We start from the raw sequence: 25,748 nt of genomic DNA on the forward strand, positions 1-25,748 counted from the left end.
GCCGCTGGCGACTAAGGTTTAGCGCGTATGCCTTGTTCACAAAGGAGCTTTGAAATGGGCTGCCCGCAAGTCTGTGCCAGCGCCACCCTGCAATGCAGTTTCGGCGCCGCGCCGGCGGTGCTCAACGTGCTGCCGGTCAACCGCACGCTGACCGGCGGGATGCCGGCGGCGAACATCATGGATCACATTCCGCTGGTCAACGTCACCACGTTCGGTATGTGCATGAGCCTGGCCAACCCGATGGTCGCCGCTGCCACGGCTGCGGCATTGGGCGTACTGACGCCGATGCCCTGCATTCCCGCCACCGCCACGCCGTGGATCCCCGGCGGTGCGCCGACCCTGCTGCTGGGCGGGATGCCGGCGATCGATGCCAACAGTACGTTGATGTGCAACTGGGCGGGGGTGATCAAGATCGTGATGCCGGGGCAGATGCAGATGTTGATTCCCTGAATCAGGCCTGCGCCGGATCCGTCCACTTGCGAAACCACCAGCGCACCCGGGAAATCGGCTTGCCATCGGCATCCAGCGGTCGCCCGTCCTCGGCAAACCCTTGCTCCGGCTCCATCAACTGGCCATTGAGATAACGCGCATCCACCGCCGGTTTGCCGTTGGGATGAAAGCGCTGATAACGCCCTTCACGCACGCCATCGCGATAGAACTCGGCTTCCGCCACTTGCCCGTCGGGAAAGTAATTGAACGCCTCGCCATGCAACAGCCCGCGCCGGTAGGTGGCCTTACGCTGCAACCAGCCTTCGGGCGCATAAAAACTGGCGATGCCCTGGAGCCTGTCGCGCACGAACGGCATCTGCGCCGAGACCTTGCCGTTGGGATGGTAGAGCAGGGACGTGCCCTGCAATTCGCCCTGGCTGTAATTCAGATCCGCCTGCGGGCGACCGTCATCCTTGATGTTCAACGGGCCGTCGAGCTGGCCGTCCTGCAGGCGGCCCTTGAGGTGTTTTTCATCCTGCTGCCAATCCAGCGGTGTGATCGCCATGGTTTCTCCTTGTCAGTTGACCTGCACCAGCCCGCCCTTGATGGTCAGCATGCCGCCGCCGTCCACGGTCTGTGAGGCCGCGCCCTTGTTGGTCAGGCTGATCCCCGCGTCGTTGGTCAGCGTGGTTCCGGCCTTGTTGTCCAGCGAAGTCCCGGCCTGATTGGTTATGGCGGTGCCGGCCTTCTGGGTGATCGACGTGCTGGCCGAAGTGGCCAGATCCGCGCCGCTCTTGATCGTGAAACTGCCGCCGCTTTGCAGGGTAAGGGTGCCGCTGACCTTGATCGTCAGGTTGCCGTCCACCGTCAGGCTGTAATCGCCGGTGACCTTGTCGGTGTAGTTGCCGCCGGTGCTGTGGTTCTGGTCGGCGCCGACCTTGACGGTGCGGCTGTCCTTCACATCGAGGCTGTCGCTGCCGGTCTGGATCGTGACGCTGCGTTTGCCTTTCTCCAGCGTGACGGTTTCATCGCCGTCCTTGACCGTGCGGGTGCGGGCGTTTTGTACGGTCAGGGTTTCGTCGTGGCCGACCGTGGCGGTGGTGTCGTTGAGCACGTTGATCTTCAGGTCTTTCTGCGCCTGCAGGAACACTTCCTCGGCATCTTTCTTGTCCTCGAAACGCAGCTCGTTGAACCCGCCGCCGCCCTTGGACGATTGAGTCTTGATCCCCGACTGGGTCTGGTTCGCCGGCAAGGCATAGGGCAGGGCGTTGTCGCCGTTGTACACGCAACCGGTGACCAGCGGCCGGTCCGGATCACCGTCGATAAACGTCACAATGACTTCCTGACCGATCCGCGGCACAAACTGCATGCCGAAACCCTTGCCACTCCATGGCAGCACGACGCGTACCCAGCAGGAACTGGTTTCGTCATTTTTGCCATCGCGATCCCAAGGGAACTGCAACTTGATCCGGCCGTATTCGTCGGTCCAGATTTCTTCGCCGGACTTGCCGACCACGACGGCGGTTTGTGGATGCATGCGCGGTTTTGGCGTGAGGCGTTGCGGACGAAATGGCGTGGCCCTGGGGATCGCTTCGAAGCGGTTGCGATAGCTTTCGTGGCTGGCGTCGTGGGTGACCCGAGTGACGACCCAATCGATGTTCAGGGTCGCATCTTCGTGGCCTTCGAGGGTGAACCAGTGCCCCGGAATCAGCCAGCGACAGTCGCTTTCGCCAACAAAACGCTTCTCTTCACTGCGCAGCCCGTCGACCCGTTGTTTGGTCAAGGCATCGCCCCGAGCCTTGGCGTTGTAGCCGCCGGGATGCTCATAGATCGATCGCGGCCCGGCCACGGCCTCGGCCTGGCCGAAGAGCGAAGTGGTCGGCGTTGTGAACTCGTAATCCGTTGCCTTGTACACCCCGGCCACGGCTTGCAGGCACACCTGGCCCGAACGGATGCCGTGCAGCTCGCGCCCGCCCATTTGCTGGCCCAGATACTTGACCTTCGGCCCGTTGGGGATCTGCACGAAGGCGTCGTTGCTGTCACCCAGCACCAGTGTGTGCTTGCCGTCCTCGTGGGTGAAAAACCAGAAAATGCCTTCTTCTTCCAGCAGCCGCGAGACGAAGGCGAAATCGGTCTCGCCGTATTGCACGCAGTATTCGCGCGGGGTGTAACTGCCGGTCAGCGAGAGTTTGAAATCGGTGAAACCGTGGGCCTTGAAGATTGTGGTGACGATGTCCGAAGTGGCGAGGTTCTGGAACACGCGGTTGTTGCTGGCCAGAGACAGCCACCAGAGCCACGGTCTTAATAAAAGTTGATAGCGCTCGGCGGTGGCGTCGGCGGGGAGCTGGCGGATCTCGGCCACCAGTGCGTCGAAGGGGCGCAGTTGCGCGTCGTTGTGCAGGGTGGTGGTGACGTGGGTGGCGATGGCGCTGGTGAGGGTGAGCGAGGTACCGTCGTTCAATCCGTTGAGGGTTTGAACGCCGAGGGTGTTCAGGGCTTCCTCACCGGAGAGTGACTCAGGATAAAGCGCCGACAGCGAGGTGGCGGTGAGGGAGAGCGTAGTGTTGCTGTCGGTGGAACGGGGCATTGAGCGACCTTTACGAGAGTTATTCGAGTGTAGCCTTGAGCGTGAACAACACCGGGAAATGGTCGCTGCGAATGGTCTGGCCCAAGCAGCGCGGCGAGATGCTGACGGTGTTTCCATCCATGTCGCTTTCGATTTGAACGCTACCGTCGCAGCTCGCCTCCCAAGCGTGTGGGGCATGAACATAGGCGTAGTCGAGCATCAACAGGATAGGCAGTATTTCGCAACGCTCGATGGCTTCCATGTTCATGTAGTGTTCGAGATAGGAATGCGGCGTATGGTTCATGTCGTACCCGAATTCCTGGCGCAGGCGCAGTTCGTTCGTCGCCTGCTGCAAGGTGACATTACGCACGCTCAAATGGGTATAGCCGGCACCTTTGGGCAGCAATCTGCTCATGCCGAGCATTGTCTCGGGCCCTTCGACGGCATTCACGTTCAGATCGCCGCCAAAAAACAGCAACTGTTTGATACCCAGGTTATCGGCGTTGCTTTCGATGAAACCGATGGTGTCGAGAATGTTGCCGGGTGCCATGTAGGACGCGTTGGCGTGATAGAACGCAAAACCATAACTTGACGCTTTGTGGCGAATGATCAGCGGTGCGCGTTGTTCGGTGTCCGACAGAATGTAACGCTCGGTGACATCGTCGAACTCTTTGGCGATAGCATCGCGAATCAGCACCATGGAACCGAGGGTGGTGTGCTTCTTCTTGCCTCCTTCCTGCGCGAGCACTGAGGCGAGGGTGTAGCTGCCCATCAAGTCGCTGACCAGACTTTCATTGATCGATCCGGTTTTGCCCACTTCAAACAGAGCAATAATGTCTGGCTTCTTTTGCTGGATGAAATAGTCCAGAAACTGCTTTTTATCCGAATACGCACTGGAGAGCTTGGCCCGCTGATTATCGAAGTGCTGGGTATTCCAGATCATGATCGAGTACATGCAACGCTCCTTGTGCAACCTCTTTACGACTAATCGAGTGAGTTCAAAACCGTTCGATACACATCGCTGCCGCGCATCAAAACCACTGAAGTAATCAGGCTTCCGGTATAGGCAAGCACTTCGTTACTGCCACCCCGAAACAACGGGACGACATAGGAAGGCAGCGTATGGCGTTCGGCGACGTATTCTTCGATTTCTTGCAGGGTGGGGCCGTAAATCTTTCCCTGAATCTCGAACCGGTAGTAACCGCCGTGACCGAAATTCTCGGAAATACCGGAGTAAGTCCCGCACGGCACAAAATGACTGTAGTAATTGGGCGTACCGAAAGCCGTTTCCACACCCACCCGAGCAACAATCTCTTGATTGATTTGCTGGGCGTTCAATTGATCTAACGGGACAGGAACATTTCCGAGGATGATTTCCTTGCCGCTGCGCAATGTCGAACAAGGTTTCTGCGCGATCCGGGTGCGTATTTCGTTTTCCAGATTGGGTTTGATGATCTTTACCTTCTGCAGATAGCTGCCTACGGCAACCGGAGCATTGATCGGTGGCAGGCTGGCTTCAATAACAGCCTGCTCCCATAGTTCAGTGGTGCCTCGATATAGAACGGTCCGGTACATACGCACTCCTTCGCACTCGTTGAACATGAAACAGCAGCCCCTCACTGCACGGCTGGAGGGGAATAACCGTTAATTTCCTGTCGTCCGTTACGCCCCGACGGCCACGGGCACGGCGACAACGGGCGCAGGCCAGGTGACTGCATCCACTCTGCTGCCGCTGAACAGCAGATTAAAACGAGGATCAGCGGTGTCGACTTTGCAGCCTCCAGGCGCCACGAGGGCTGGTATGAACTCTGAAGGGCAGGTGGAATCGGTCGCGGTAGTCGATGGGCGGGCATCTTCCGGGGTATGAAGTGAGGCGCCGTTCACGAGAATCTTCTTGTAGTGATCAATCCATTTCTGGCAATTCTCACAGGCGGCTTTTTTGCCACCGAGGAAGATTTTGCTCTTTGAAAAATGACCCTCGACCATGCCCTTCGTAAAAAATTTGAGCAGCGCCAATTCAGCGTGAACGTTCTCTTCATTGTTTTCGATCACGTTGACGGTTTGCGTACCGATGCTGGCTAACGAAGTCACAAGGTGAAGGCTGCCGGTGGTGGTGTTCAGTTTCTTGGGATCAATGCTTTTGCCCGCCAGTTTTTTATACAGCCAGGCATGCGGAGCCTCGATGTCTTTTGGCAGCTTTGTTTCAATATCGACAATTTTTTTGATCTTGGTCGTTTGTTCTGCGGTCAGGGGGGCGGGGTTGAATGATGCATTGACGGTGTGGACGGCACTGTAGCCGTCTCGATCCTGGGCCGAGTAAAAGTACGCCATCCCCAGCGAGTGCAAGGTCACACTCGGTGCACTGAAAATCTTGTGCGCTTTATACAAGAGTTGCATCAGGCTGCTGAGATTGGTGACGCCGCAACGATTGAGCATATTGAGGACACCCGTGTGCTCACGTGGGTTTGCTGCAATAAAAAGACGCTCCTCACCCTGAAAGAACGCGCACTGCACTTCCTGGATATCAAAAGCCCTGGATTGCTCATAAGCATGGGTGACCCAGTTTTGCCCGCTGGCGAGCGAGCCCAGAATGATTGAGATCTTGGCCAGATCGTATTGGTTGCTCAGCTCCATGCGCGTGTCGCCTTCTCTCTGGCATCAGTAAAAAACTGTGCCTGCAATGCGGTTACTGGCTAATAGCGTTTCCCTATTCCAGCACCCACTCGGCCAACTTTCCTGTCACCTGTGTCATCAATACGTTCTCGACATCCCGCGCGCCTGCCGCGCTGCATTTGGCGAGTACGGCTTTGACGATGCCCGCATCGAACTCGAACGGTTTGCCGGTCGCCGCTTTGTAGCGGCCGCGCAGTTTCTCCAGCTTCGCCAGCACGATGCCTTCCAGCGTCTGCTCATCCAGCGGGCGATACGCCACCACCGTCATGCGCGCCAGAAAGGCCGGGCGGAAAGCTCGCAGCAGAACTTTGTGCAGCGCTTCGTTGAAGGCTTCCGAGCCGAGTTGTGCAGTCGGTGTATCGAGCAATAACTCAGCGCCGACATTGCTGGTGGCGAGCATCACGGTGTTCTTGAAGTCGACCACCAACCCGGTCCCGTCTTCCATCAAGCCCTTGTCGAACACGTTGTAAAACGCTTCGAGCACATCCGGATGCGCCTTCTCGATTTCATCCAGCAACACCACCGAATACGGTTTGCGCCGCACCGCTTCGGTGAGCACGCCGCCACTGCCGTAACCAACGTAACCGGGCGGAGCGCCCTTGAGCTGGCTGACGGTGTGGGCTTCCTGATATTCCGAGAGGTTGATGCTGATCAGGTTGCGCTCACCGCCGTACAGCGCGTCGGCCAGCGCATACGCGGTTTCGGTTTTGCCAACGCCGGTGGGGCCGACCAGCAGGAACACGCCAACCGGTTTTTGCGGATCGGTCAGACCTGCACGGTAGGCCTGCAAACGCTGGGCGATGGTGTTGAGCGCGGTGCTTTGGCCCATCACCCGCTGGCCCATGCGGGTGCCGAGGGTACGCACGGCATGGGCTTCGTCGGCGAGCATTTTGCCGACGGGGATACCGGTCCAGCCGGCGATCACGGCGGCGACGGTTTTGCCGTCGACCTGTTCAGGCACCAGCGGATCGTCCTGGCGGATCGCATCGAGCCCGGCTTCCAGGCGCATAAGTTCGGCGGCCAGATGATCGATGCGGTTGTCGGTGGCTTCATCGGGCCTGTCACTGTCGGCGCTTTCGCTCAACGTCAGTAACTCGCGGCGGGTGTCGAGCAGTTCGCGCACGGCGACGCGCTCTTCGCTCCAGCGGGTTTCCAGTTCGCGAATGGCCTGGACATTGGTCTTCGATTCGCTTTCCAGCAGGGTAATGCGCTCGCGGTGATCCAGCCCCGTGGCCTGTTCGCGGCGCAGGCGCTCGACTTCTTCTTTGAGGCTTTGCTGACGGTGGCGCAGGCTCTCCAGCGGTGGCGGCACGTCGTGCTGGCCGAGGGCGACCCGAGCGCAGGCGGTGTCAAGGACGCTGATGGCTTTGTCCGGCAACTGGCGGCCAGAGATGTAGCGGTGCGAGAGTTTCACCGCTTCGTGGATTGCCGCATCCAGCACCTGCACGCCGTGGTGCTGTTCGAGTTTGGCGGCGACGCCACGGAGCATTTCCACGGCGGTGATTTCGTCCGGTTCCTCGACCTGCACAAGCTGAAAGCGGCGGGCGAGGGCCGGGTCTTTCTCGAAATATTTTTTGTATTCCATCCAGGTCGTCGCGGCCAACGTGCGCAGTTCGCCCCGGGCCAGCGCGGGTTTGAGCAAGTTGGCCGCATCGCTGCCACCTTCGGCACCGCCAGCGCCGATCAGGGTGTGTGCCTCGTCGATGAACAGGATGATCGGTTTGTCCGCACTGCGAACCGCGTCGATCACCCCTTTGAGCCGCTGTTCGAATTCACCTTTGACCCCGGCCCCGGCCTGCAGCAAACCGAGGTCGAGCACCCGCAGACTGACTTCCTGCAACGACGGCGGCACATCCCCGGCGGCGATGCGCAGCGCCAGGCCTTCGACCACGGCGGTTTTGCCTACGCCGGGTGCGCCGACGAGAATCGGGTTGTTCTGCCGGCGTCTTAAAAGAATGTCGATGCACTGACGGATTTCGCCATCGCGACCGACGATCGGGTCGATGCGTCCGGCGTGAGCGTCGGCGGTCAGATCCTGGGTGTATTGATCGAGTACCGAGTCCTGCCGTGGCGCTGGATTTGCAGAAGACACAGAACGCGGGCCAACGTGTTCGCGGGAGTTTTCCGTCCACTCCAGCAGGTTTGAACGCAGGGCTTCTTTTGGAATCCGCAGCAATGACGATGCACTGTTGAGCAGCAGGCTGCGGCGCTCGTCGCGATCAATCAGCGCCAATAAAAGCAGCCCGGAACGAATGTTGTCGACGCCCAGCACACTGGCCTGCACCACCGCGTCCTCCAGCAACCCCAACGTGTGCGAAGACAACGCCGGTGTGCGCGTGCTGCCAGCCTTGAACAGCTCCAGCGCCTTGTTGATCTCCGCCGTCAGTGCATCTCGTTCCAGTCCGAAACGCGGCAGCAGAAAGGCAAAATCGCCACCCTCGATCTCCAGCAACTCCAGCAACAGATGCTCGATCTCGACAAAGTGATGCCCGCGCTGCAAACACCGTTGCGCGGCACGCTCGAGGGCGCGGCGGTTATCCGGGTTGAGGCGTCCGATCAGGCTGGCCAGTTCCATTTCAGGTGATCTCCAACTGACGCAAGCGGGTTTCGATCCGTTGCACGGCCAGGCTGCTCTGCCGTTGCAGGCCACCGTTCCAGCTGAGCAGGGCCGGGGTTTGTCGGTCGAGTTGCAGGGGCCCGGCACCGCGCACCAGCAGCACCAGTTTCACGTCCAGATCCGGACCGAAATACAACGCTGCGAGGCTCGCCAGTGCCGGATGCGCTTCGCCGTCCGGCAGAAAACGTCCGGCCTGCGCCGAAGACAAGGGCCCGAGCGTCAGGCGAATACCGGCGTGTTCGTCCCAGACGCGAGTACCGGCGACGGCCGTGCGTCCGAGTTGCAAATTGCGTCCGCCAGCCTTCATGACGCTGCGGCTGGCCCGAGGGATCTCGCGCCAGGCCCCTGCATAGGCACTGAGTTCCACCGGCACGCAAAATTGCTCGCGGACAATCGCCGCGAACCCTGCCAACGAGCGGCGGCCATCGGCGTACAACGCCGTGCAGGCCAGAACGGCGCAGTCGGGAATCGCCTGGCGCTCTTGCAGGGACCTGGGCAACAACCCGGTCAGCGCCCGCAATTGCGCCTGCACCGGTGAGGCCCCCGGGGTGGTAAATCCGAGGGCGATCCGGTGTTTGCGCAGCACCTTGTACAGCAGGCTGAGCAACCGATGCTGGAACAGATCGAGGAACTCGGCGGGCGCGTGATCCTTGGCCCGCGCCCGTTGTTGCAGCCATTCCTGATAGGCGTAAGGCAACGGACCGTCGGGGCCGCCGAGACCGAACATCGGCGTGTTCAGGGTCAGCGGTTCACCGGGTTTTTCCTCCAGGCGCTCGATCTGACTGGCGGCGAACACCGGCGTCAGCGGCCCGCGCAACTTCAGCGCTTCGGCCTGTGGCGATGAACCTGTACCAAGACTGTCCGCCTGCGGCTGTTCGCGCTCCAGCAACAGCAACGCCTGCAACCATTCGAACGCCTGCGGATCGCGGCGCAGGCGCTGGCTCAGGGTCAGAGCGACAGGGGCATGCCGGCTTGGGGTTGCCATGCCTTGACCTCCTTGTCTGCCTGCATGAGTACCGTGCGCACAAAGCGATTGGCCGTGGCGTACACCGAAAAGAATTGCGCGAGCACCGCCGAAAACAGCACGGCGCTGCTGCCGACGAAATGCTGTGGATCGAGCTGCAGTTGCACTTCAAGCCCATTGCGCCAACCGCGCCAGGCGTCGGCGCCGACATGGCCGATCACCCGTTCGCAACCGAGGCTCGACAATCCTTCGATCTGGCGCAGGGCGCTGGCCTCATCGCGCAGGTTATGCAGGGTCAGGATTTCCTTCAGTGCATCCAGCGCCTGCGGTCCTTCGACCAGCGACAGATGATTGAGGGTCAATTGCGACACCAGCCGCCAGCGCGAATCACCGTCCAGACGCGGCAGGCTCTGTGGGCTCGGTGGATTGCGCAGGCGGGCCCACGCCACCGGGCCTGGTCGTTCGAAACCCAGTGGTGTGCCGGCAGGCAGGCTCTGGGCCAGATGCCGATTGGTGCACAGCAGTTCGGCGGTCAGGCTGTAATCGGGCAGGTCGGTCTGCGGTTCGAGACGGGTGTCGACGACGCTGACCAGAAGGTCGCTGCCGAGCCGGTTCGGCGTCTGCCCGTTGACCCGTCGCGCATGCCAGTAACGTTGCCGGTCACCGCTGCTGTGCTGGCTGCCGTAATACGCCGGCAGTCTTTGTACGCCGCTGGCGGAGCTGGCGCGCAGGCTGCGGATGCTGTGGATCTCGACGCTGTTTTCCCGGTGGCTGTCGGCGACCAGTCGATACTCGCTGCGGGTTCCGTCCGGGCGCAGCGGCTCCGAGGTCCGCGGGAACAGGTTGATCACCGGCGCGCAGCCCAGTGCGATATCGCTGGCCTGCAAGTGCAGGCGACCCGCCGGGGCCCGGTCGAAAACGACGTACAGATACAGCGTCTGGCTGTCGCTCGAAACGCCGGACAGGGGCAGATCAAAGAAGTGGAATTTGTCCGGGAATGCGAAGTACTCGGCCAGCAGGCGCATGCCCGGATGCACGCCGTCTTCGTCCGGCAGCAGTACCTCGTCGTCGGCGAAACCGACGATCTTCGGCAGGCCTTTCACGCTGACGGGAATGCTCCCCGGTGAGCCGGCCAGTACCTGCACCGCGTGAGCGCCGAGCAGGTCATAGAGGCTGGCGTTGATCACCGGTGATGCGGCCAGGTGGATACGCAGCTGTTCGATACCCAGTTCGGACCATTGGCTGTCGCCGAGGCAACGCAGGCTCAGGCGCAGCGCCGAACGGGACTGCGCCACACCCGTCAGCGCCTGGGCTTCATCGCTGCCGAGGAACAAGGCTTCGCTGACTTCGATCGGCCACAAGCGCACGGCGGCGCTGGTGCGAAAGTGAATGCTTTCGCCCTTGCCGGTGGTGACGAACAACGGCGTGTCCCGGGGCAGGGAATAGCCGCCGTCGAGGTTGCCTTTGCTCGGGTCCGGCTCGAACTGGACGATGGCGCAGGACGGCAAGGGGCGCATGGCCAAGGGATAAAGCTGTTCAAGCAGCGCATCACTGAACTCGGCGTAGTCATCATCCAGTCGTCGTTGCAGACGTGCCGCGAGCAGGGCGAAACCTTCCAGCAAGCGTTCGACATGCGGGTCGGGGCATTCGCCGGGGGACAGCTCCAGGCGCCGCGCGACTTTCGGATAGCGCTCGGCAAACTGGCTGCCGGCGTGACGCAGCCAGGTCAGTTCGCGCTGGTAGTAGTCGAGCAGTTGCGGGTCAATCGAGTCGCTCATGGCGCACCTCCAGCCCTTCGTTGCCGGGCTCGATGACAAAGGCCACCGGCCAGTGCTGCGAACCGCTGTGCAATTCGCCGAGCAGGCGAATGCTCAGGCGCTGCGGGTGCTCGGGCAGGGGATTGACCTGAACCTCGCCCAGCAGCAGGCGCGGTTCGAAATGGGTGATGGCTTCGCGAATGTCCCGCGCCAGCCGACGCCGGTCATCGCTGCGCTGTTGTTGCAGGGCGCTCCAGTCGGCGATGCCGTAGTCGATGACGCTGGGCGGGGAGGTCAGGGCGCGCGGGCCACGGCGGGTGTTGAACAGGCGCGCCAGTTCGGTGTGCACCGAATCGAGCAGGTCCTGACGATCGAACACCTGCACGCCGTCCGCCTCGCTGCACGCGAGGCGTTCGAACAGCGGCGGGAGCATCCCCGTGCCTGCCATGGCCGTTGCGTCCGGTTACTTGCTGGCCTTGTTCGCGGCCAGGTCCCAGACCGTGCCGGCGGTGCCTTCCTTGGTGCCGTCGTCTTTCTGCGCGGTGAGTTCCCATTTGATCTTGGTGAAGTTCAGGGACAGCGTCTCTACCGGCTTGCCACCGGTGCCGCCACTGACGCTGACGTTGGAGATCACCACGTTGGTCAGGGTGTAAATGATGAACGGCATGATCTGCCCGCTGCCTTCGGCGGCGTTGCGACCGATGGTGATCTTGGCTTCCGGGATCGGCTTGCCGGCGCAGCAATACTCGTTGAGCGAGGGGGTCGAACTGTCGATGAATTTGGTCAGGGTAAATTCACCGATGTGCGGCCGACCGGAGGTGCGCTCCGAGTTGCTGACGTCGTTGGTCACCTGCATCGCCACGTTGTGGCTGAAAGACATGACTTCGATCTTGTCCTTGTAGCCCTCGAGCAGGCTGTCGCCTTTGATGTCGCCGCCGAGGTCGAGAATGATTGCATCCATCGCTTGAAACTCCTGAAAGGTGTCGTGCCAGGCAAACAGGGAAACGCCCGCAAGGAACCCTGCGGGCGTGTACGGGTCAGGCGGCGACCGGTGGCGGCAGGGTCGCGACCAGGCGGATCGACGCAGTCAGCTCTTCGAGCTGGAAGTGCGGCCGCAGGAACACTGTCGCGCGATAGGCACCGGGCTTGCCGGCGACTTCGGTGACGTCCACCCGGGCTTCACGCAACGGGTATTGCGCCTTGATCTCCTGTGGCGCGTTGTCGTTGATCAGCACGTAGTCGGCGATCCAGTTGTTGAGGTAGGTCTGCACGTTGTCGCGGGTCATGAAACTGCCGACCTTGTCGCGCATGATCACCTTCAGGTAGTGGGCGAAACGCGAGGCGGCGAGCACATAGGGCAGCATCGCCGAGATTCGTGCGTTGGCGTTGGCCTCGTTGGTGTTGTAGACCTTGGATTTGTTGGTGGTCTGGCCACCGAAGAACACCGCGATGTCGCTGTTTTTCTTGTGGCACAGGGCGATGAAGCCGAGGTCGTTGAGCTCCTTCTCGCGGCGGTCGGTGATCGCCACTTCGGTCGGACACTTCAGCGACAGATCTCCGGAGCTGGTGCGGAAGGTATGCGCCGGCAAACCTTCCACGGCGCCGCCACCTTCAGCACCACGGATTGCCGCGCACCAGCCGTATTTGGCAAAGGCTTCGGTGATGCGTTGCGACAGCGCCCACGCGGCATTGCCCCACAGGTATTTGCTGTGGTCGGTGCCGTTGGTGTCTTCGACATAGTTGATGCCTTCCACCGGCGAAGTGTCCGGGCCGTAAGGCAGGCGCAGCAGGAAGTGCGGCAGCACCAGCGAGACGTAGCGCGAATCTTCGCTTTCGCGGAACGAGCGCCACTTGATCAACTCCTGGCTTTCGAACACCTTCGACAGGTCACGCGGCACGGCCAGCTCGGTGAAGCTGTTCATGTCGAACAGACGCGGACTGGCGGCGGCAATAAACGGCGCGTGGGCAGCGGCGGCGACGTTCGACAGTTTCTCCAGCAGGCCGATGTCCTGCGGGTGGCGGCCGAAGGTGTAATCACCGACCAAAAGGCTGTACGGATGGCCACCGAAGGTGCCGTATTCTTCTTCGTAGATCTTTTTGAACAGCGCGCTCTGGTCGAACTCGACGGCTTTTTCCAGATCGTTCTGCAGCTCCTTCTGGGTCACGTTGAGCAGACGCAGTTTCAGCCGGGTGCTGGTTTCGGTGTTTTGCACCAGCATGTGCAGGCCACGCCAGGACGCTTCGAGTTTTTGCAGGTCCGGGTGATGCAGCACTTCGTTGAGCTGAGCGCTGATCAGCTCGTCGATCTGGCTGATGCGGTCGTTGATCATCGCCACGGTGTCCTTGTCGATGGCCATGCCTTCGTCGAGCACCTGGGTGGCGAACTCCGCGAGCATGTCGCGGGCGTAGTCCTGCTGACTGTCGTCATGGGCCATGCGGCCCTCGGCGATGATTCGATCGAGCAGGGATAAAGTCTCGGCAGCAGCATTTTCGCTGGCTTGATTCTGGGCGGCGGCGGGCATGGCGAATTCTTCCTCGGTCAGGTGGACGATCAGGCTTGCGGTTCGGCCGGAGCTTCGGCATCAGCGGCCGGGACAGCGGTGTCCGGGCGGGCCGACTTGATCTCTTGCAAGCCTTCGGTGTTGGCGATGACGTCGCGCAGCAGCTTGTCCAGATCGTCATTGCCGTCGAGTTTGGTCAGCAGGTCGCGCAGACGTTGGCGGGCTTCGAACAGGCGCCGCAGCGGTGTGACTTGCTCCACCACCTTGACCGGGTCGAAGTCGTCGATGTGCTTGAAGTTGAGTTCGATGTTGAGCTTGCTGTCGTCCCCGCTGAGGGTGTTGTTGACTTGCAGCGTGGCGCGGGGGGCGATGGAGGCGAGGACGTCGTTGAAGTTGTCGCGGTCGATTTCGGTGAAGCGCCGTTCATTCAGTTTTGGCAACGGCTCGAGTGGTTTGCCCGAGAGATCGGCCAGGATGCCGACCACCAGCGGCAGTTCCTTTTTCTCGATGGCGTTGCCGATTTCGACGTCGTAGGTGATTTGCACGCGGGGCGGGCGAACCCGGTCGAGCTTGTGCTGGGTACTTTCTGCCATGTCGGCGGACTCCGATGCGATGGGCGGGCGCAATGCATCGGGGAGGCCCGTTCATCGCTTTCCCTTGCTGGACCACAGGTTAGAAAGGGTGGCAGATGACCTGTCGTTCCTTTGACAAACCTTCCTCATTCGGCTGTAGGAACCGAACTACCCAAGACGCTAGAACAGGTCTATAAAAATGCAAGCGAAAAACTTTTTTGGACTGAATGGCGAAAAGGAAAATTCATTTTGTCTGCACGACTTTTTCTAACGATCGGGTTTGCGCTGCTCGCCGGCTGTTCGTTTTTCGGGCCGAAAGTCGATCTCGACAGCCTGACCCTCGACGTCGCTCCCAAGGCCAATGACGACACTCCGATCGCCGTGGACTTTATCGCGGTCAACGATCCGGATCTGCTCAAGCAACTGTCGGGCATCACTGCCCGCCAGTGGTTTGCCGAGCGCGAGCAGTATCAACGCGACTATCGTCAACTGATGAGCGTGTGGGGGCTGGAGCTGGTACCGGGGCAATTCATCGACCGCCAGCCGTTCCCTCTGGGGGGCAAGCGGGCGGCTGGACTTTTGGTCTTCGCCAGCTATAACACTCCCGGAGCGCACCGCCTGCGGCTGGACGATCAGAGCGACGCCTGGCTCAAGTTCGACAGTCGCGAGATGAGCCTGGTCAGCAAGGAAAACTGAAACACACCGTCCGCCGCCGGTTCGCGGTGCAGTCGAAGGGAGTCGTATGAGTCTGCTACCTGACGCGGTCTGCTGGCATGAAGGCATGCAATTGCTGCCACAGCATTTTCAGTTACAGGGCCTGCGGGCCGAGGCGCTCGGCGCGCATCTGGCTCAGGCGTGCAACCCGTGGTTTTTTGGCGTCAGCCACATGGAGTTCGACCCGTCGGCGATGAGCGCCGGGGTGGTGCGGGTGCTGTCGTTGCAAGGGACGATGCCGGACGGCCTGCCGGTCAATCTGCAAGTCGGCGTCGATCCGACGCTGGAACTGGACGTCGCTGCCGCGATCGACGCCACGAACGATGCGACGGTGACGGTCTATCTGGCGATCAGTCCGTTGTGGCGCGCCGGCCAGTTGCTCCCGCTCAAGGGACGTCTGCAATCGGTGGTCGGCGAGGCATTGCCGGATCTTACCAGCGGTGAATTCCCCGAATCGATTACGGTGTGGCGCCCCAATCCACGGCTGTGTACGCAACTGAACAAAGCCGATTCGATCTGCCTGCCGCTGCTGAAAATTCGCAAGGAGGGCGGCGGTTTCCTGCCGTTGCCGTACACGCCGCCGACACCGGTCCTGCTGCCGGAGTCGCCATTGGGTCGGCGGGTGGCCGGGCTCTGCGCCCGGGCGCGGGAGAAGTGCCTGTTCCTCGGCGGGCGATTGCGCCAGGCGCAGCAGGCCGGCAATCAGGACGACGCGCTGGAGATTCGTCGGCAGATGACCGCGTTGTGGGCGCGGTTGCCTGAAGTGGAAGGGGCGTTGATCAGTCGTGTCGCTCATCCGCAAAGCATTTATGTGCAACTGCTGGGACTGGCTGGCGCATGGTCGGCGCTCGATCCGCTGGCGGGCGTGCCGGCGTTCGCGCCGCTGGATTTTCTCGAATTGCAGCGCGGTTATGAACCGCTGCTCGACTGGCTGGAAAACACCCTGGAACTGATCCGCGCCGGTTACCGCAGCATCGCGTTCGAGCGCAGCGAGCAGAGTTTTTCCATTCAGTTGCCGGACGAGCAACCGAGTCAGCGTCTGGTCATCGGCCTGCGCATGCCCAACGGTGCCAGCGAGCAGGCGGCCGGCGAATGGCTGCGGGGCGCGATCATCGCTTCGGCGCCGCACATTGCGTTGCTCAGCCGCCAGCGCATGAGCGGTCTGACGCATCAGGCCATGAGCCGCAGCGAGCAGGTGGCCTACAGCGTCGGCGACGACACCCGGCTGTTCGTGGTGACCGCCGAAGGCAGCTGGTTCGACGCGCAACTGCCGCTGATGATCGCCGCGCCGGCCACCAAGCTGACCAGCAGTCCATGGCAAGTGGTGCTGTTTGTCGCCCAGAACAGTGAACGTGCCTGATCACACAAGGAACGTCGTATGTCGCAAGGAAGTGCCGCCAGCCTCGGATTGCAGGACGCTCCGCTGAGCAGTGCGTTCCGTCAGGCGTGGCAGCAGTGGTCGCAGGACTGGAGCCAGTTGTCCAAGGACAGCGAGGACGAGGCGGCGCTGGTCGAAACCGTGGTCGAACTCTCGACCCAGGCTTCGCAACGGTTGTGGCGCACGGCGTTTGCCCGGGTGGGCGATTCGGCGACCGAACAGGTCAAGGCGCTGGTGTATGCCTTCGTCGCGCTGGTCGATGAAACCCTGCTGTTCAGCCCGTGGCCGGGCCAGAGCGCCTGGCAGGAAAAACCCCTGGAGTCGCGACTGTATTCCAGCCGTCAGGCCGGCGAGCAAGTGCCGGCGGCGATCCAGACCCTGCTTGATGAACAACAGCCCACCACCCGCGATCTGGCCAACGTCTATTTGCAGTGCCTGATCCTCGGTTTCCAGGGACGCTTGCGCGGTGAGCAGGGCCAGGTACAACGGGAAAAGTGGCGGCGGGCCCTGTTCACGTTTGCCTGGCAGGACGAGGCCGATTACGCCGGTGTCAGCCAGCGTCTGGTACAGCCTTCGCTGGCGACACCCTTGCAGTTGCCGCTGCGCACGGCGTTGCCCGACGGCTTTCGCCTGGCGCTGGGCATTCTGGCGATGATGCTGCTGCTGACCGGGCTCGGGCAGTTTCTGTGGCGCGACATCCGTCAGGAACTGGAGCCGGTGCTGCAGGCACCCGACACCCTGACGGTGCCGGAGCAAGACTCATGAGTACCCTGACGATCGTGGCCTGGGTGGTCGCCATTCTTTTGCTGCTGGTGATCATCGCGGTGGCAGTGTGGTGGTTGCGCACCCGGAGCGGCGCAGCGATCCGCAGTTTCTACGCCGCGGTGCGACACATGGAACAGGAGCAGGGCGCCCACGACCGTTATCAGATGCCGTGGCTGCTGATGCTCGGCGATGAAACCCAGGGCGCGCAACTTGCCACTCAGTGGCGTCTGCAACCCACCGACAAACCGGCGTGGTTCGGCCGCTGGTGGTCGGACTCCGAAGGCGCGGTGCTGGTGGTGCCCCAGGCGCTGTTTCTGCCGGAAGACGGCATGCACCTGCAACGCGGCGGCTGGTGGCGCCTGCTCGGGCTGATCCTGCGCCTGCGCAGCAAGCGGCCGCTGGACGGAGTGATCTGGACCGTGCCGGTCAATCGGTTGAGCCATCTGGAACAGGCCACGCAACTGGGGCTGGCGGCGCGTCGGCGCTTCATCGATCTGTTGCAGCGCTTTGGTCTGAGCCTGCCGGTGTACGTGGTCATCACCGGGCTGGAAGAACTGCCGGGATTTCAGGAGCTGATCAGCGCCTTGCCGGAAGAGGCCCGCGAGCGCACCCTGGGCTGGTCGTCGCCCTATGCCCGCGATGCGGTGTGGCAGGGGCAATGGAGCGATCAGGCGCTGAATCGGTTGCACCGCGCGGTGGCGGAAGCCGTGATCGAAATCGGCACCTTGTCCGGTCATTTGAGTGCGGATCTGTATGCCTTGCCGGAGCGTCTGGAAACGCTGCGTCGTGGTTTGCAGACCGTGCTGGAACCGGTGTTTCAAGGCAATGCTCAGGGCGAGGCACCGTGTTTTCGAGGCGTTTACCTGACGGCCAATCAGCCGGCCGAGGATGCGCTGGACGGTTTTTCTGCCGATGACAGCGGCTTGCAGCAAAGTGCGTTTGTCCGTCAGTTGTGGCGCCAGCGGATAGTCGGCGAGCGCGGACTGGCCCAGGGCGTGCCGCGCCTGTTGCGCCTGCGTCAGCGCTGGCAGCGAGTGACCGCCGGGGTAGCGCTGGTGGTCGGCGTGGTGTGGGCGGTGGCGATGGTCTGGGTCTGGCAGGCGTCGGTCAAGGACGCCCACGAACTGGCGCGGCTGCTGCAAGGCGCGCAGAAGAATTACGTGGCAGTCATCGACGACGAGCATCGGGTCGAGCCGACCCGGCGCAACGTGCAGAACTTCTGGCGAGTGCTGGAGCGGGCGCCGCACTGGCACTACGTTTCGCTGGCTTTTCCGACGTCGTGGTTGTCCTCGCTGGACGTGCGACTCGAGCAGGAAGTGTTCAGATCGACCCAACGCCACATGCTGCAACCGCTGCACGATTTGCTGGTCGCGGAACTGGCGAAAATCAAGGCAATCCGCGCCACCGACCGGCGCGCGAGCGTCGAAAGCGAAGACCCGGCGCAGTGGCAGAATTACCAGAAGGCCACAGATCTGGTGGAGCGAGCCTTGCGGCTTGAACAGCAGAACCAGTTGTTCGCCCAAGTGCAGAACAATCAGCGAGCGCCGCTGGAAGACCTGGCGCAACTGAGCAACAGCGCGCTGTCGCTCAACCTCAATGCCGCGACTTTGCCCCACGCCGCCTACTACAACCGGCTGCTCGCGGCCAATGATGGCGGTGACTTGCAGGCGCTGGATCTGAGTGTTGAACGGCCGCTGATCGTGAGCCATTTCACCGGGCTGATGGAGCGCTGGCTCGATCAGTATTTTCTGGCCGACAACTTCGTCAGCAAGGCCGGTTACCTCAAACTGCACCTGGAACGGCTTGAAGCTGGAAGTGGCAACAACCTGCCCGAGCTGGAAGACCTGCGTGCACTGATCGATGACCTGCAAGCGGCGATTGCCCTGACCAACTCGACCTGGAGTCGCGGCAAGGGCCAGGAACTGGTGCCGGGGTATCGCGAGTTTCTCGACAAGGTGCGCAAGAGTTCATTGCTGGGACCTGCGGTCGAACAGCAACTCGATGCGCAGGCCGGTAAATTGCAGCAGAGTTTTCGCGATCAATGGATCGCTCAGGTGGGCGCGCGGGGCAATCTGCTGGTGCAGCAGGGCAGCGGCCAGCTGGCGCTGCAGGACCAGGTGGTCAAGCTCGACAATGCCGTGCACGCGCTGTTCAAGCGTGACTTCGTCTCGATTGCGCTACGGGCGAGCCAGGACAGCGTCAACCGGCAAGGCCAGACGGTGGATGGTGATGACCTTAATGAGTCACTGAATTATTTCGCCAGTTACAAGAGCTATGTCGCCGAAGAGCTGCCGCGCATTCCGCCGGATTATCGCGAAGCACTGCTGAAAGCGGCCGAAACCGCCGCCGCGCAGGCGATGTGGTTGAGTCTCAAGGATCACGATGACCGGACTCATCCCTATGAGGTGTTCAACGTGCAGGCCGTGCAGGCGATGAACCTGCAAAAGGCTTTTGTCGAGGTGCATCGTGCCGATCTGGCGGCGCTTTTGCAGGGCGCGTTGAACCGCCGCGCCATGGCGCAGATTGTCGGCGGTCTGAATGAGATTACCGAGCAGCCGTTGTTCGGAGGCCGTACGGAAATCAGCCAGTGGGACGGATCGAAAAACCTCGGTTTGCAACTCTATGGCGCCAGTGACGTGCAGGAGCTGAAGCTGAGTCTCAAGCAGCAATTCAACACCATGCTCGGCATCATCGAGCGTCGTGCCCCGGCCCTGGAATGGCTGAAGACCCAGCAGGGCAGTCTGTCGGCGCTCGATTACGAGCGTGTGACCCAATTCAGCGCGCTCAACGAGGACTTGCTCAAGTACAAGGACTCGAACCCTACCAGTTCACCGGCGCAGATCGAACAACTGGTCAGCCGTGATTTTATCGAAATGGACACCGGTTCCTGCGTGCAGATGTTGCAGACGGCCAATGTGACCGGCGGGCGTGGCACTCTGGCGATGCGCGCGGTGGAGCTGCAACAGTCGGCCCTGCAACGCTGCCAGTTTTTGCAACAGCAACAGGCGGCTGCCGCGTGGAACGAGCTGGCCGGCTATTTCAATCAGTACCTGGCCGAGCGCTTTCCGTTTGCCAACGGCGTGCAGGCTCAGGATGCTGACCCCGCGCGGGTCCGGCACTTTCTGGACATCATCGACAAGCGCTTGCCGGTGGCCCAGGCCGGCCTGGTCCTGAGTCAGACACCGGAGCGGCTGGCGGCGGAAGACTTTCTCAACCGGGTGAAGCAGGCCAGCGTCTGGCTGACCCCACTGTTCGTGCGCGACAAGAGTGGCATTCTCGGCGTTGAACTGGACGTGCGCTGGCGCACCGATCGTGAAGAAGAGAAGGGGGCCGATCAGGTGATCGCCTGGGGCCTGCAGGCCGGCAATCAGCAGATCAGTTATCCCGCCGCCGATCAACCGAACCTGCGCTGGATGCTCGGTCAGCCGATTCGCCTGACCCTGCGCTGGGCGCGCAACGGCAAGGAACGTCCGGTCAACGATCCGCTGCAACCGAACCTGGTGGTGCGCGATCTGGAGGCCGGTTGGGAGTATGGCGGGCCTTGGTCACTGCTGCGCCTGATGCGCGCGCACTTTTCGGTACAGCGTCAGCCGAGCATGGATTACACCGATTTTCCGCTGAGCCTGCGCCTGCCGGTCACTGCTCAGAACGACAGCGTCACCAGCGAATTCACCCGGATGTTCGTGCGCGTTTCGCTGATGAGTCAGGGCTCGAAACTGCCGTTGTCGATTCCGCCGTTGCCGACCCGCGCGCCGCGTTCACCGTTTCAGGTGACCGGCACCACCGCCGCCCTTGAATCAAAGAAGGAGGATCTGTGAGCCTGCCCTCGACCCCGTTGCCGGACCTGATCGATCAGTTGCTCGCGCCCATCAGCGACGACGCGCCCTGTGGGGCGGACCTGCGCTACGAACGTGAGTACGACCTGTTGCGCGACCTGCGCCGCGAGGACGACGCGAGTCTGCCCACCGGCGTCTGGCAGTCGACCCTGAAACGGGCCAACTGGCCGGAAGTCGAGCGGCTGACCACCACGTTATTGCTCGAACGCAGCAAGGACCTGATGCTCAGCGCGTGGCTGGGCGAGGCCTGGCTGCATCTGCAGGGACTCGATGGACTGCCGGGCAGTCTGGCGCTGATCGCCGGCCTGTGTGAGCGCTATCCCGAACAGTTGCACCCGCAGGCCGACGACGGTGACCCGTCGTGGCGGACGATTCCGCTGGAGTGGCTGGTGCGTCGCTACAGCGAAGTGCTGCTGACCCGGGTGCCTTTATTCGGAGCCAATAACAGCGATTTTGAGGGTTACACCCTCGAAACCTGGCGACGGATTCAGGTGCAGCAGGTGCAGGCCAACGACTCCAAAGGCGCCAAGGCATCGGCCGAAAGCGCGCGCAGCGAACACAAGAAACTCATCGAGCAGGTGCGGGCCACGCCCATGGCTTTCTGGCTGCGCCATCAAGGCAATCTGCTGCTGAGCCTGCAACACCTGCAGCGGCTGGATGCCTGGTGCGATGCTTATCTGGGGGATCAGGGGCCTGGGCTCGGGCCGTTGCAGGACACCCTTCAAGCGTTGCTGACACTGATTCAAGAGTTCATCGCCATGCACCCACAACAGCCATTGTCGGCACCGACGCCTGCGCCGGACGGGGTCTCGCCGGTTGACGCGTCAGTCAAGGTCACGCCCGAAGCCGCGCCAGTGCAGCGCGAACCGGCCAGTCGTGAAGAGGCTTATCGGCAATTGCTGTTGATCGCCGAGTACCTGGCCCGCACCGAACCCCACAGCCCGGTGCCGTATCTGATCCGGCGCGGCGTCGAGTGGGGCAACAAGCCGCTGAGCGAGTTGCTTGGCGAGCTGATTTCGGCAGACGCCGAATCCCGGCGTCTGTGGACCTTGCTCGGCGTGCTTTAGTGCACGCGCTGGTTGTTCAGTTTCGGCGGTAGTTGGAGCGGCGTCAGTACCGGTTGGCCGGAGAAGAACGCCACCAGATTTTTGCCCACCAGCTCAACGGTGCCTTGGGTGGCTTCCGGAGACAGGCCGGCGACGTGAGGGGTAAGAAGCACATTGCTGAGGTTTTTCAGCGCATCGGGCACTTGCGGCTCGTGGTCGAATACGTCCAGCGCTGCACCTGCGATTCGCCGCTGTTCCAGAGCGCTGATCAGGTCAGCGGTTGCGATCACGCTGGCGCGGGCAATATTGACGATAAAACCGTTGGGCCCCAGGGCATCGAGCACCGGGCGGGTCACCAGATGCTGGCTGCCGATGCCGCCAGGCGTGGCGACCACCAGAAAGTCAGAGGCCCGGGCCAGTTCGGTCGGCGTCGAGCAGAAGGCGTAGGGCACGTCACTGCGCACCTGGCGGTTGTGGTAACTGATCTCCATGTCGAAGCCCAGGCTTGCGCGCTTGGCAATCGCCATCCCGACCGCGCCCAACCCGAGAATCCCCAGGCGCTTGGCGGCCAGCGACGGGCGCATGATCTTCGGCCACTCGCCCCGACGCACGGCGGCATCACAGCGCGGTATGTCACGCACCAGCGCCAGCAACATGGCCATGGCGTGGTCAGCCACCGACGAAGCGTTGACCCCGGCACCGTTGGTCACGGTCAGGCCCCGGTCGCTGGCGGCTTGCAGGTCGACCTGTTCGTAACCGGCGCCGATCACGCAGATGATTTTCAGCGCGGGTAATGCGGCGATCTCTTCAGCGTATAAACCCAGCGGGCCACGGGTCAGCACCGCGTCGATCCGCGCCCCGTGGGTGGCGATGGCTTGCGCGCGTTCGGCAGGGGTCGGCGCGAGAATCAGGTGAAAACCCTGTCGTTCGAGAATCGGTAAATAGTCATTGATGGTTTCAACCAGTACCAGAACGGTGGCGGGCATTGCTCGGCTCCTGTGATCGTCGGTCTTCGGGCGCAAAAGTCGGTTCAGAGTGCTGATTCCAGAGCGCATTGGCAATGGTTGGCACGGCCCCGCATCAGGCAGTGTAGGAGCTGAGGCGGGGAGTGCGCGGGTGCTTCGTCAGAAGGTGACGCCGGCGCTGGCGGTCACTGAATCACGTCACGTACTGGGCGATGCCGTTGCCGAACGACCAGTTCTCTTTTTTCACCTCCACCAGATTGATGAACACGTCTTCCTGGCGCACGGCCAGTTGCTGGTTCAAGTTGCGCGCGATGGTCTGGAACAGCCGTTGTTTCATCTCCACGGTGCGGCCTTCGCTGATGGTCAGCTGGATGAACACGATGCCGTCGCTGCGCTGAATCCCCAGATATTGCGGGTCATAGACGAAGTGCTGGTCGTCGTGCTCGGCCAGCACCTGAAAGTTGTCATGTTCCGGCACATTGATCTCGCTGCGCAGGGCGGCGTAGATCACTTCGCCAATGCGTTTGGCGAACGTCGGGTCCGGGTTTTTCTTGATGTCGACGCGGACGAGGGGCATGGGATGGCTCCACAGGCGAAGGGGACTGGACGGGGATGTCAGTCAATTCGCCATTGGGTATAGCCGAAAAATGCCGGTCGGTGGGGCTGTTTAAAAGTGTTAGGAAATGGACGCACCGTCCTGCGGGATTTACGGATGTTGCCTACGCGTGCTGCCGGATTCATCCGCTATACGGCGGGGTGAGAAACGCGAAACCATAGAGAGCATGACGTGATGCGCTCTTCAGGACGGAGCGGCAACCCGGACGGAAATTGCCATCAGCCAAGGAAGGCCAATGCTTCAGAACAACCGTGAAAACCTGGAACTCGACAGGCTGCATAACGAAACGCGAAAACTGATAGCTGAGCGGCAGAAGCTTCTGGCGGAACAGAAGAAGCTGAAGTGGGAGACGTATTTTTATCCAGTCGCGGTGGTGGCCGGCGTGTTGACGGCAAGCGCGGCATTGGCAGGCGTCTTTTTCAAGTTTTGAGCGTTCGTTTTCGCAATCTTCAGACACATGACCCAAAAGGAAATCCATATGAGCACCTATGACGCCAAAGCCAGAATGGAACAACTGGAACGGGAACACGATGAGTGGGCCGAAAAAATACGCATCAAAAACCGGAAAGAAATGCGCCCGATCTGGGGGTTGCTGGGGCTGGGCATCTTTTGCATGTTCCTCGGCTTCATATTGGCCCGATCGATCTGATCGGGCTTTCCCATGGTTTATTCGGCGCCGGTACATGCCATAAAGCGACATATGGCGTATCTGGCGCCGACAGTATTTTTCCCAAAAACGACAAGCCTCCGATCTGCTCCGCACAACCATTCCTCAGCTAAGTCTTTGCTTCTGTTCATTTATCGCGGAGAATCGCGCCCCTGTTTCGGCCGGAGCATGTCTGTCGGTTTTTTCCGACGCGTCCTGACCGAGTGGCAAGTGACCGGAATGCGGAGATCCGACCGGATGAATGATCAGGCCAATAGCGTCGAACAACGCTTTGAAGCGGCGGCACCAGCCGAACTGTCGAGCTGGAATCGCCATGACACTACCTGGATGTTGGGACTGTTTGGGACGGCCATCGGCGCCGGCACCCTGTTTTTGCCGATCAACGCAGGTCTGGGTGGCTTCTGGCCGCTGGTGATCCTCGCGCTGCTGGCCTTCCCGATGACGTTCTACGCACACCGCGGCCTGACCCGCTTCGTGCTCTCCGGTCGCGAAGGCGCCGACATCACTGACGTGGTGGAACAGCATTTCGGCATCAAGGCCGGCGCGCTGATTACCCTGCTGTATTTCTTCGCGATCTTCCCGATCCTGCTGATCTACAGCGTCGGCCTGACCAACACGGTCGCCAGTTTCCTCGAACACCAATTGCACATCACGCCGCCACCGCGTGCATTGCTGTCGTTCGTGCTGATTCTTGGTCTGCTGGCCGTGGTGCGTTGCGGCGAACAGGTGATCGTCAAGGCCATGAGTCTGATGGTGTATCCGTTCATCGTCGCGCTGCTGTTCCTGGCGGTGTACCTGATTCCGCACTGGAACGGCGGCATCCTGACCACGGCTTCGCAAGTGCCGGCGCCGTCGGCGCTGCTGCACACGCTGTGGCTGGCGATTCCGGTGATGGTGTTCTCGTTCAACCACTCGCCGATCATCTCGGCGTTTGCGGTGGACCAGAAGCGTCGATACGGCGTCCACGCGGATGAGCGTAGCTCGCAGATACTGTCCCGCGCCCATCTGTTGATGGTGGTGATGGTGCTGTTCTTCGTCTTCAGCTGCGTACTGACCCTGTCGCCGGAGCAACTGGCGCAAGCCAAGGCGCAGAACCTGTCGATCCTGTCGTACCTGGCCAACCACTTCAGCAACCCGACCATCGCGTTCGCGGCACCGCTGATTGCGTTCGTGGCGATCTCCAAGTCGTTCCTCGGCCACTACATCGGTGCCAGCGAAGGCCTGAAGGGTTTGATCGTCAAGAGCGGCAAGCGTCCGGGTGCCAAGGCGCTGGACCGCATCGTGGCGGCGTTCATGCTGGTGGTGTGCTGGATCGTGGCGACCCTGAACCCGAGCATTCTCGGCATGATCGAAACCATCGGTGGCCCGGTCATCGCAGCGATCCTGTTCCTGATGCCGATGTACGCGATCCGCAAAGTGCCGGCGATGGCCCGTTATCGTGGGCAGATGTCGAACGTGTTTGTCACCGCTGTGGGTCTGGTGGCGATTTCGGCGTTGATTTATTCGCTGACGGCGTGAGATCCAACACAAGATTGCGTTTGATCTTGTGAAACACAAAGGCCGATCTGCCTCGCAGGTCGGCCTTTTTTGTGCTTGCGATCTTCGCGGGCAGGTTCGCTCCCAAGATGATCGTTCCCACGCGGAGCGTGGGAACGATCAGCGCGGGGCGAGGCCCCCTCCGG

The 25,748-nt window shown here is 61.5% G+C and carries 23 protein-coding genes; 9 read left to right on the forward strand and 14 right to left on the reverse strand.

Going from position 1 to position 25,748, the window contains the following annotated elements; all coding sequences use genetic code 11:
- Positions 1–54: 54 nt before the first annotated feature.
- Complete coding sequence (locus tag ACKJSM_RS21295) at positions 55–450, forward strand: DUF4280 domain-containing protein (RefSeq protein WP_236177672.1); 396 nt, start codon at positions 55–57, stop codon at positions 448–450.
- A 1-nt stretch (position 451) separates the two neighbouring features.
- Here ACKJSM_RS21295 and ACKJSM_RS21300 read toward each other — a convergent pair whose 3' ends face one another.
- The 12 genes from ACKJSM_RS21300 to tssB form a co-directional block, all read right to left on the reverse strand.
- Positions 452–994 (reverse strand): toxin-antitoxin system YwqK family antitoxin, encoded by a 543-nt coding sequence (locus ACKJSM_RS21300; RefSeq protein WP_410238749.1) that lies wholly within the window; start codon positions 992–994, stop codon positions 452–454.
- Positions 995–1,006: 12 nt separating this feature from the next.
- Positions 1,007–3,016, reverse strand: a complete 2,010-nt coding sequence (gene tssI / locus ACKJSM_RS21305; protein ID WP_410238750.1) for a type VI secretion system tip protein TssI/VgrG — start codon at positions 3,014–3,016, stop codon at positions 1,007–1,009.
- A gap of 19 nt (positions 3,017–3,035) precedes the next feature.
- Positions 3,036–3,950 carry an endonuclease/exonuclease/phosphatase family protein gene (locus tag ACKJSM_RS21310; protein WP_410238751.1) on the reverse strand — a complete coding sequence of 305 codons (915 nt, stop codon included), beginning with the start codon at positions 3,948–3,950 and terminating at the stop codon, positions 3,036–3,038.
- A gap of 29 nt (positions 3,951–3,979) precedes the next feature.
- Complete coding sequence (locus tag ACKJSM_RS21315) at positions 3,980–4,570, reverse strand: hypothetical protein (protein WP_410238752.1); 591 nt, start codon at positions 4,568–4,570, stop codon at positions 3,980–3,982.
- Positions 4,571–4,657: 87 nt separating this feature from the next.
- Entirely contained in the window at positions 4,658–5,629 is a 972-nt protein-coding gene (locus ACKJSM_RS21320) for a hypothetical protein (protein ID WP_410238753.1), read from the reverse strand.
- A gap of 73 nt (positions 5,630–5,702) precedes the next feature.
- Positions 5,703–8,243, reverse strand: a complete 2,541-nt coding sequence (gene tssH, locus ACKJSM_RS21325) for a type VI secretion system ATPase TssH (RefSeq protein WP_410238754.1) — start codon at positions 8,241–8,243, stop codon at positions 5,703–5,705.
- A 1-nt stretch (position 8,244) separates the two neighbouring features.
- A complete protein-coding gene (tssG, locus tag ACKJSM_RS21330; RefSeq protein ID WP_410238755.1) occupies positions 8,245–9,270 on the reverse strand; it encodes a type VI secretion system baseplate subunit TssG in 1,026 nt (341 codons plus the stop codon).
- Positions 9,234–11,027 carry a type VI secretion system baseplate subunit TssF gene (tssF, locus tag ACKJSM_RS21335; protein WP_410238757.1) on the reverse strand — a complete coding sequence of 598 codons (1,794 nt, stop codon included), beginning with the start codon at positions 11,025–11,027 and terminating at the stop codon, positions 9,234–9,236. The genes tssG and tssF overlap by 37 nt, the downstream gene beginning before the upstream one ends.
- Positions 11,011–11,454 (reverse strand): type VI secretion system baseplate subunit TssE, encoded by a 444-nt coding sequence (gene tssE / locus ACKJSM_RS21340; RefSeq protein ID WP_236177680.1) that lies wholly within the window; start codon positions 11,452–11,454, stop codon positions 11,011–11,013. Before tssE ends, tssF begins: the two co-directional genes overlap by 17 nt.
- A 15-nt stretch (positions 11,455–11,469) precedes the next feature.
- Positions 11,470–11,967, reverse strand: a complete 498-nt coding sequence (locus tag ACKJSM_RS21345) for an Hcp family type VI secretion system effector (RefSeq protein ID WP_236177681.1) — start codon at positions 11,965–11,967, stop codon at positions 11,470–11,472.
- Positions 11,968–12,043: 76 nt separating this feature from the next.
- A complete protein-coding gene (gene tssC / locus ACKJSM_RS21350; RefSeq protein WP_236177682.1) occupies positions 12,044–13,528 on the reverse strand; it encodes a type VI secretion system contractile sheath large subunit in 1,485 nt (494 codons plus the stop codon).
- 29 nt (positions 13,529–13,557) lie between these two features.
- Complete coding sequence (tssB, locus tag ACKJSM_RS21355; protein WP_236177683.1) at positions 13,558–14,100, reverse strand: type VI secretion system contractile sheath small subunit; 543 nt, start codon at positions 14,098–14,100, stop codon at positions 13,558–13,560.
- 228 nt (positions 14,101–14,328) lie between these two features.
- Between tssB and ACKJSM_RS21360 the strand changes: the two genes are divergently transcribed.
- From ACKJSM_RS21360 to tssA, 5 genes are read left to right on the forward strand one after another with little or no spacing between them, the layout of a single operon-like run.
- A complete protein-coding gene (locus tag ACKJSM_RS21360) occupies positions 14,329–14,775 on the forward strand; it encodes a type VI secretion protein (RefSeq protein ID WP_410238758.1) in 447 nt (148 codons plus the stop codon).
- 46 nt (positions 14,776–14,821) lie between these two features.
- The gene (gene tssK, locus ACKJSM_RS21365) at positions 14,822–16,153 is read left to right on the forward strand and encodes a type VI secretion system baseplate subunit TssK (protein ID WP_236177685.1); all 1,332 of its coding nucleotides are present in this window, start codon (positions 14,822–14,824) and stop codon (positions 16,151–16,153) included.
- Positions 16,154–16,171: 18 nt separating this feature from the next.
- Positions 16,172–16,936, forward strand: coding sequence for a DotU/TssL family secretion system protein (locus ACKJSM_RS21370; protein ID WP_236177686.1), 765 nt, complete (start codon positions 16,172–16,174; stop codon positions 16,934–16,936).
- The gene (locus ACKJSM_RS21375; protein ID WP_410238759.1) at positions 16,933–20,754 is read left to right on the forward strand and encodes a type VI secretion system protein; all 3,822 of its coding nucleotides are present in this window, start codon (positions 16,933–16,935) and stop codon (positions 20,752–20,754) included. The genes ACKJSM_RS21370 and ACKJSM_RS21375 overlap by 4 nt, the downstream gene beginning before the upstream one ends.
- The gene (tssA, locus tag ACKJSM_RS21380; RefSeq protein WP_410238761.1) at positions 20,751–21,839 is read left to right on the forward strand and encodes a type VI secretion system protein TssA; all 1,089 of its coding nucleotides are present in this window, start codon (positions 20,751–20,753) and stop codon (positions 21,837–21,839) included. Before ACKJSM_RS21375 ends, tssA begins: the two co-directional genes overlap by 4 nt.
- On the opposite strand, the gene ACKJSM_RS21385 is transcribed toward tssA, so the two are convergent.
- On the reverse strand, positions 21,836–22,804 hold the full coding sequence (locus ACKJSM_RS21385) for a 2-hydroxyacid dehydrogenase (RefSeq protein ID WP_236177689.1): 969 nt from the start codon (positions 22,802–22,804) through the stop codon (positions 21,836–21,838). The genes tssA and ACKJSM_RS21385 overlap by 4 nt on opposite strands.
- 172 nt (positions 22,805–22,976) lie before the next feature.
- A complete protein-coding gene (locus ACKJSM_RS21390) occupies positions 22,977–23,360 on the reverse strand; it encodes a tautomerase family protein (RefSeq protein ID WP_007958838.1) in 384 nt (127 codons plus the stop codon).
- 274 nt (positions 23,361–23,634) lie between these two features.
- Here ACKJSM_RS21390 and ACKJSM_RS21395 point away from each other — a divergent pair, with 274 nt between their 5' ends.
- The 3 genes from ACKJSM_RS21395 to ACKJSM_RS21405 all read left to right on the forward strand — a co-directional run bounded on the left by ACKJSM_RS21395 (position 23,635) and on the right by ACKJSM_RS21405 (position 25,584).
- Positions 23,635–23,829, forward strand: coding sequence for a hypothetical protein (locus ACKJSM_RS21395; protein WP_039767148.1), 195 nt, complete (start codon positions 23,635–23,637; stop codon positions 23,827–23,829).
- Between the two features lie 48 nt (positions 23,830–23,877).
- The gene (locus ACKJSM_RS21400) at positions 23,878–24,048 is read left to right on the forward strand and encodes a hypothetical protein (RefSeq protein WP_236177690.1); all 171 of its coding nucleotides are present in this window, start codon (positions 23,878–23,880) and stop codon (positions 24,046–24,048) included.
- Positions 24,049–24,303: 255 nt separating this feature from the next.
- Entirely contained in the window at positions 24,304–25,584 is a 1,281-nt protein-coding gene (locus ACKJSM_RS21405) for an HAAAP family serine/threonine permease (RefSeq protein WP_064380500.1), read from the forward strand.
- Positions 25,585–25,748 lie beyond the last annotated feature (164 nt).

This window comes from Pseudomonas sp. PHC1 (assembly GCF_046487845.1).
Classification (GTDB): domain Bacteria; phylum Pseudomonadota; class Gammaproteobacteria; order Pseudomonadales; family Pseudomonadaceae; genus Aquipseudomonas; species Aquipseudomonas sputi.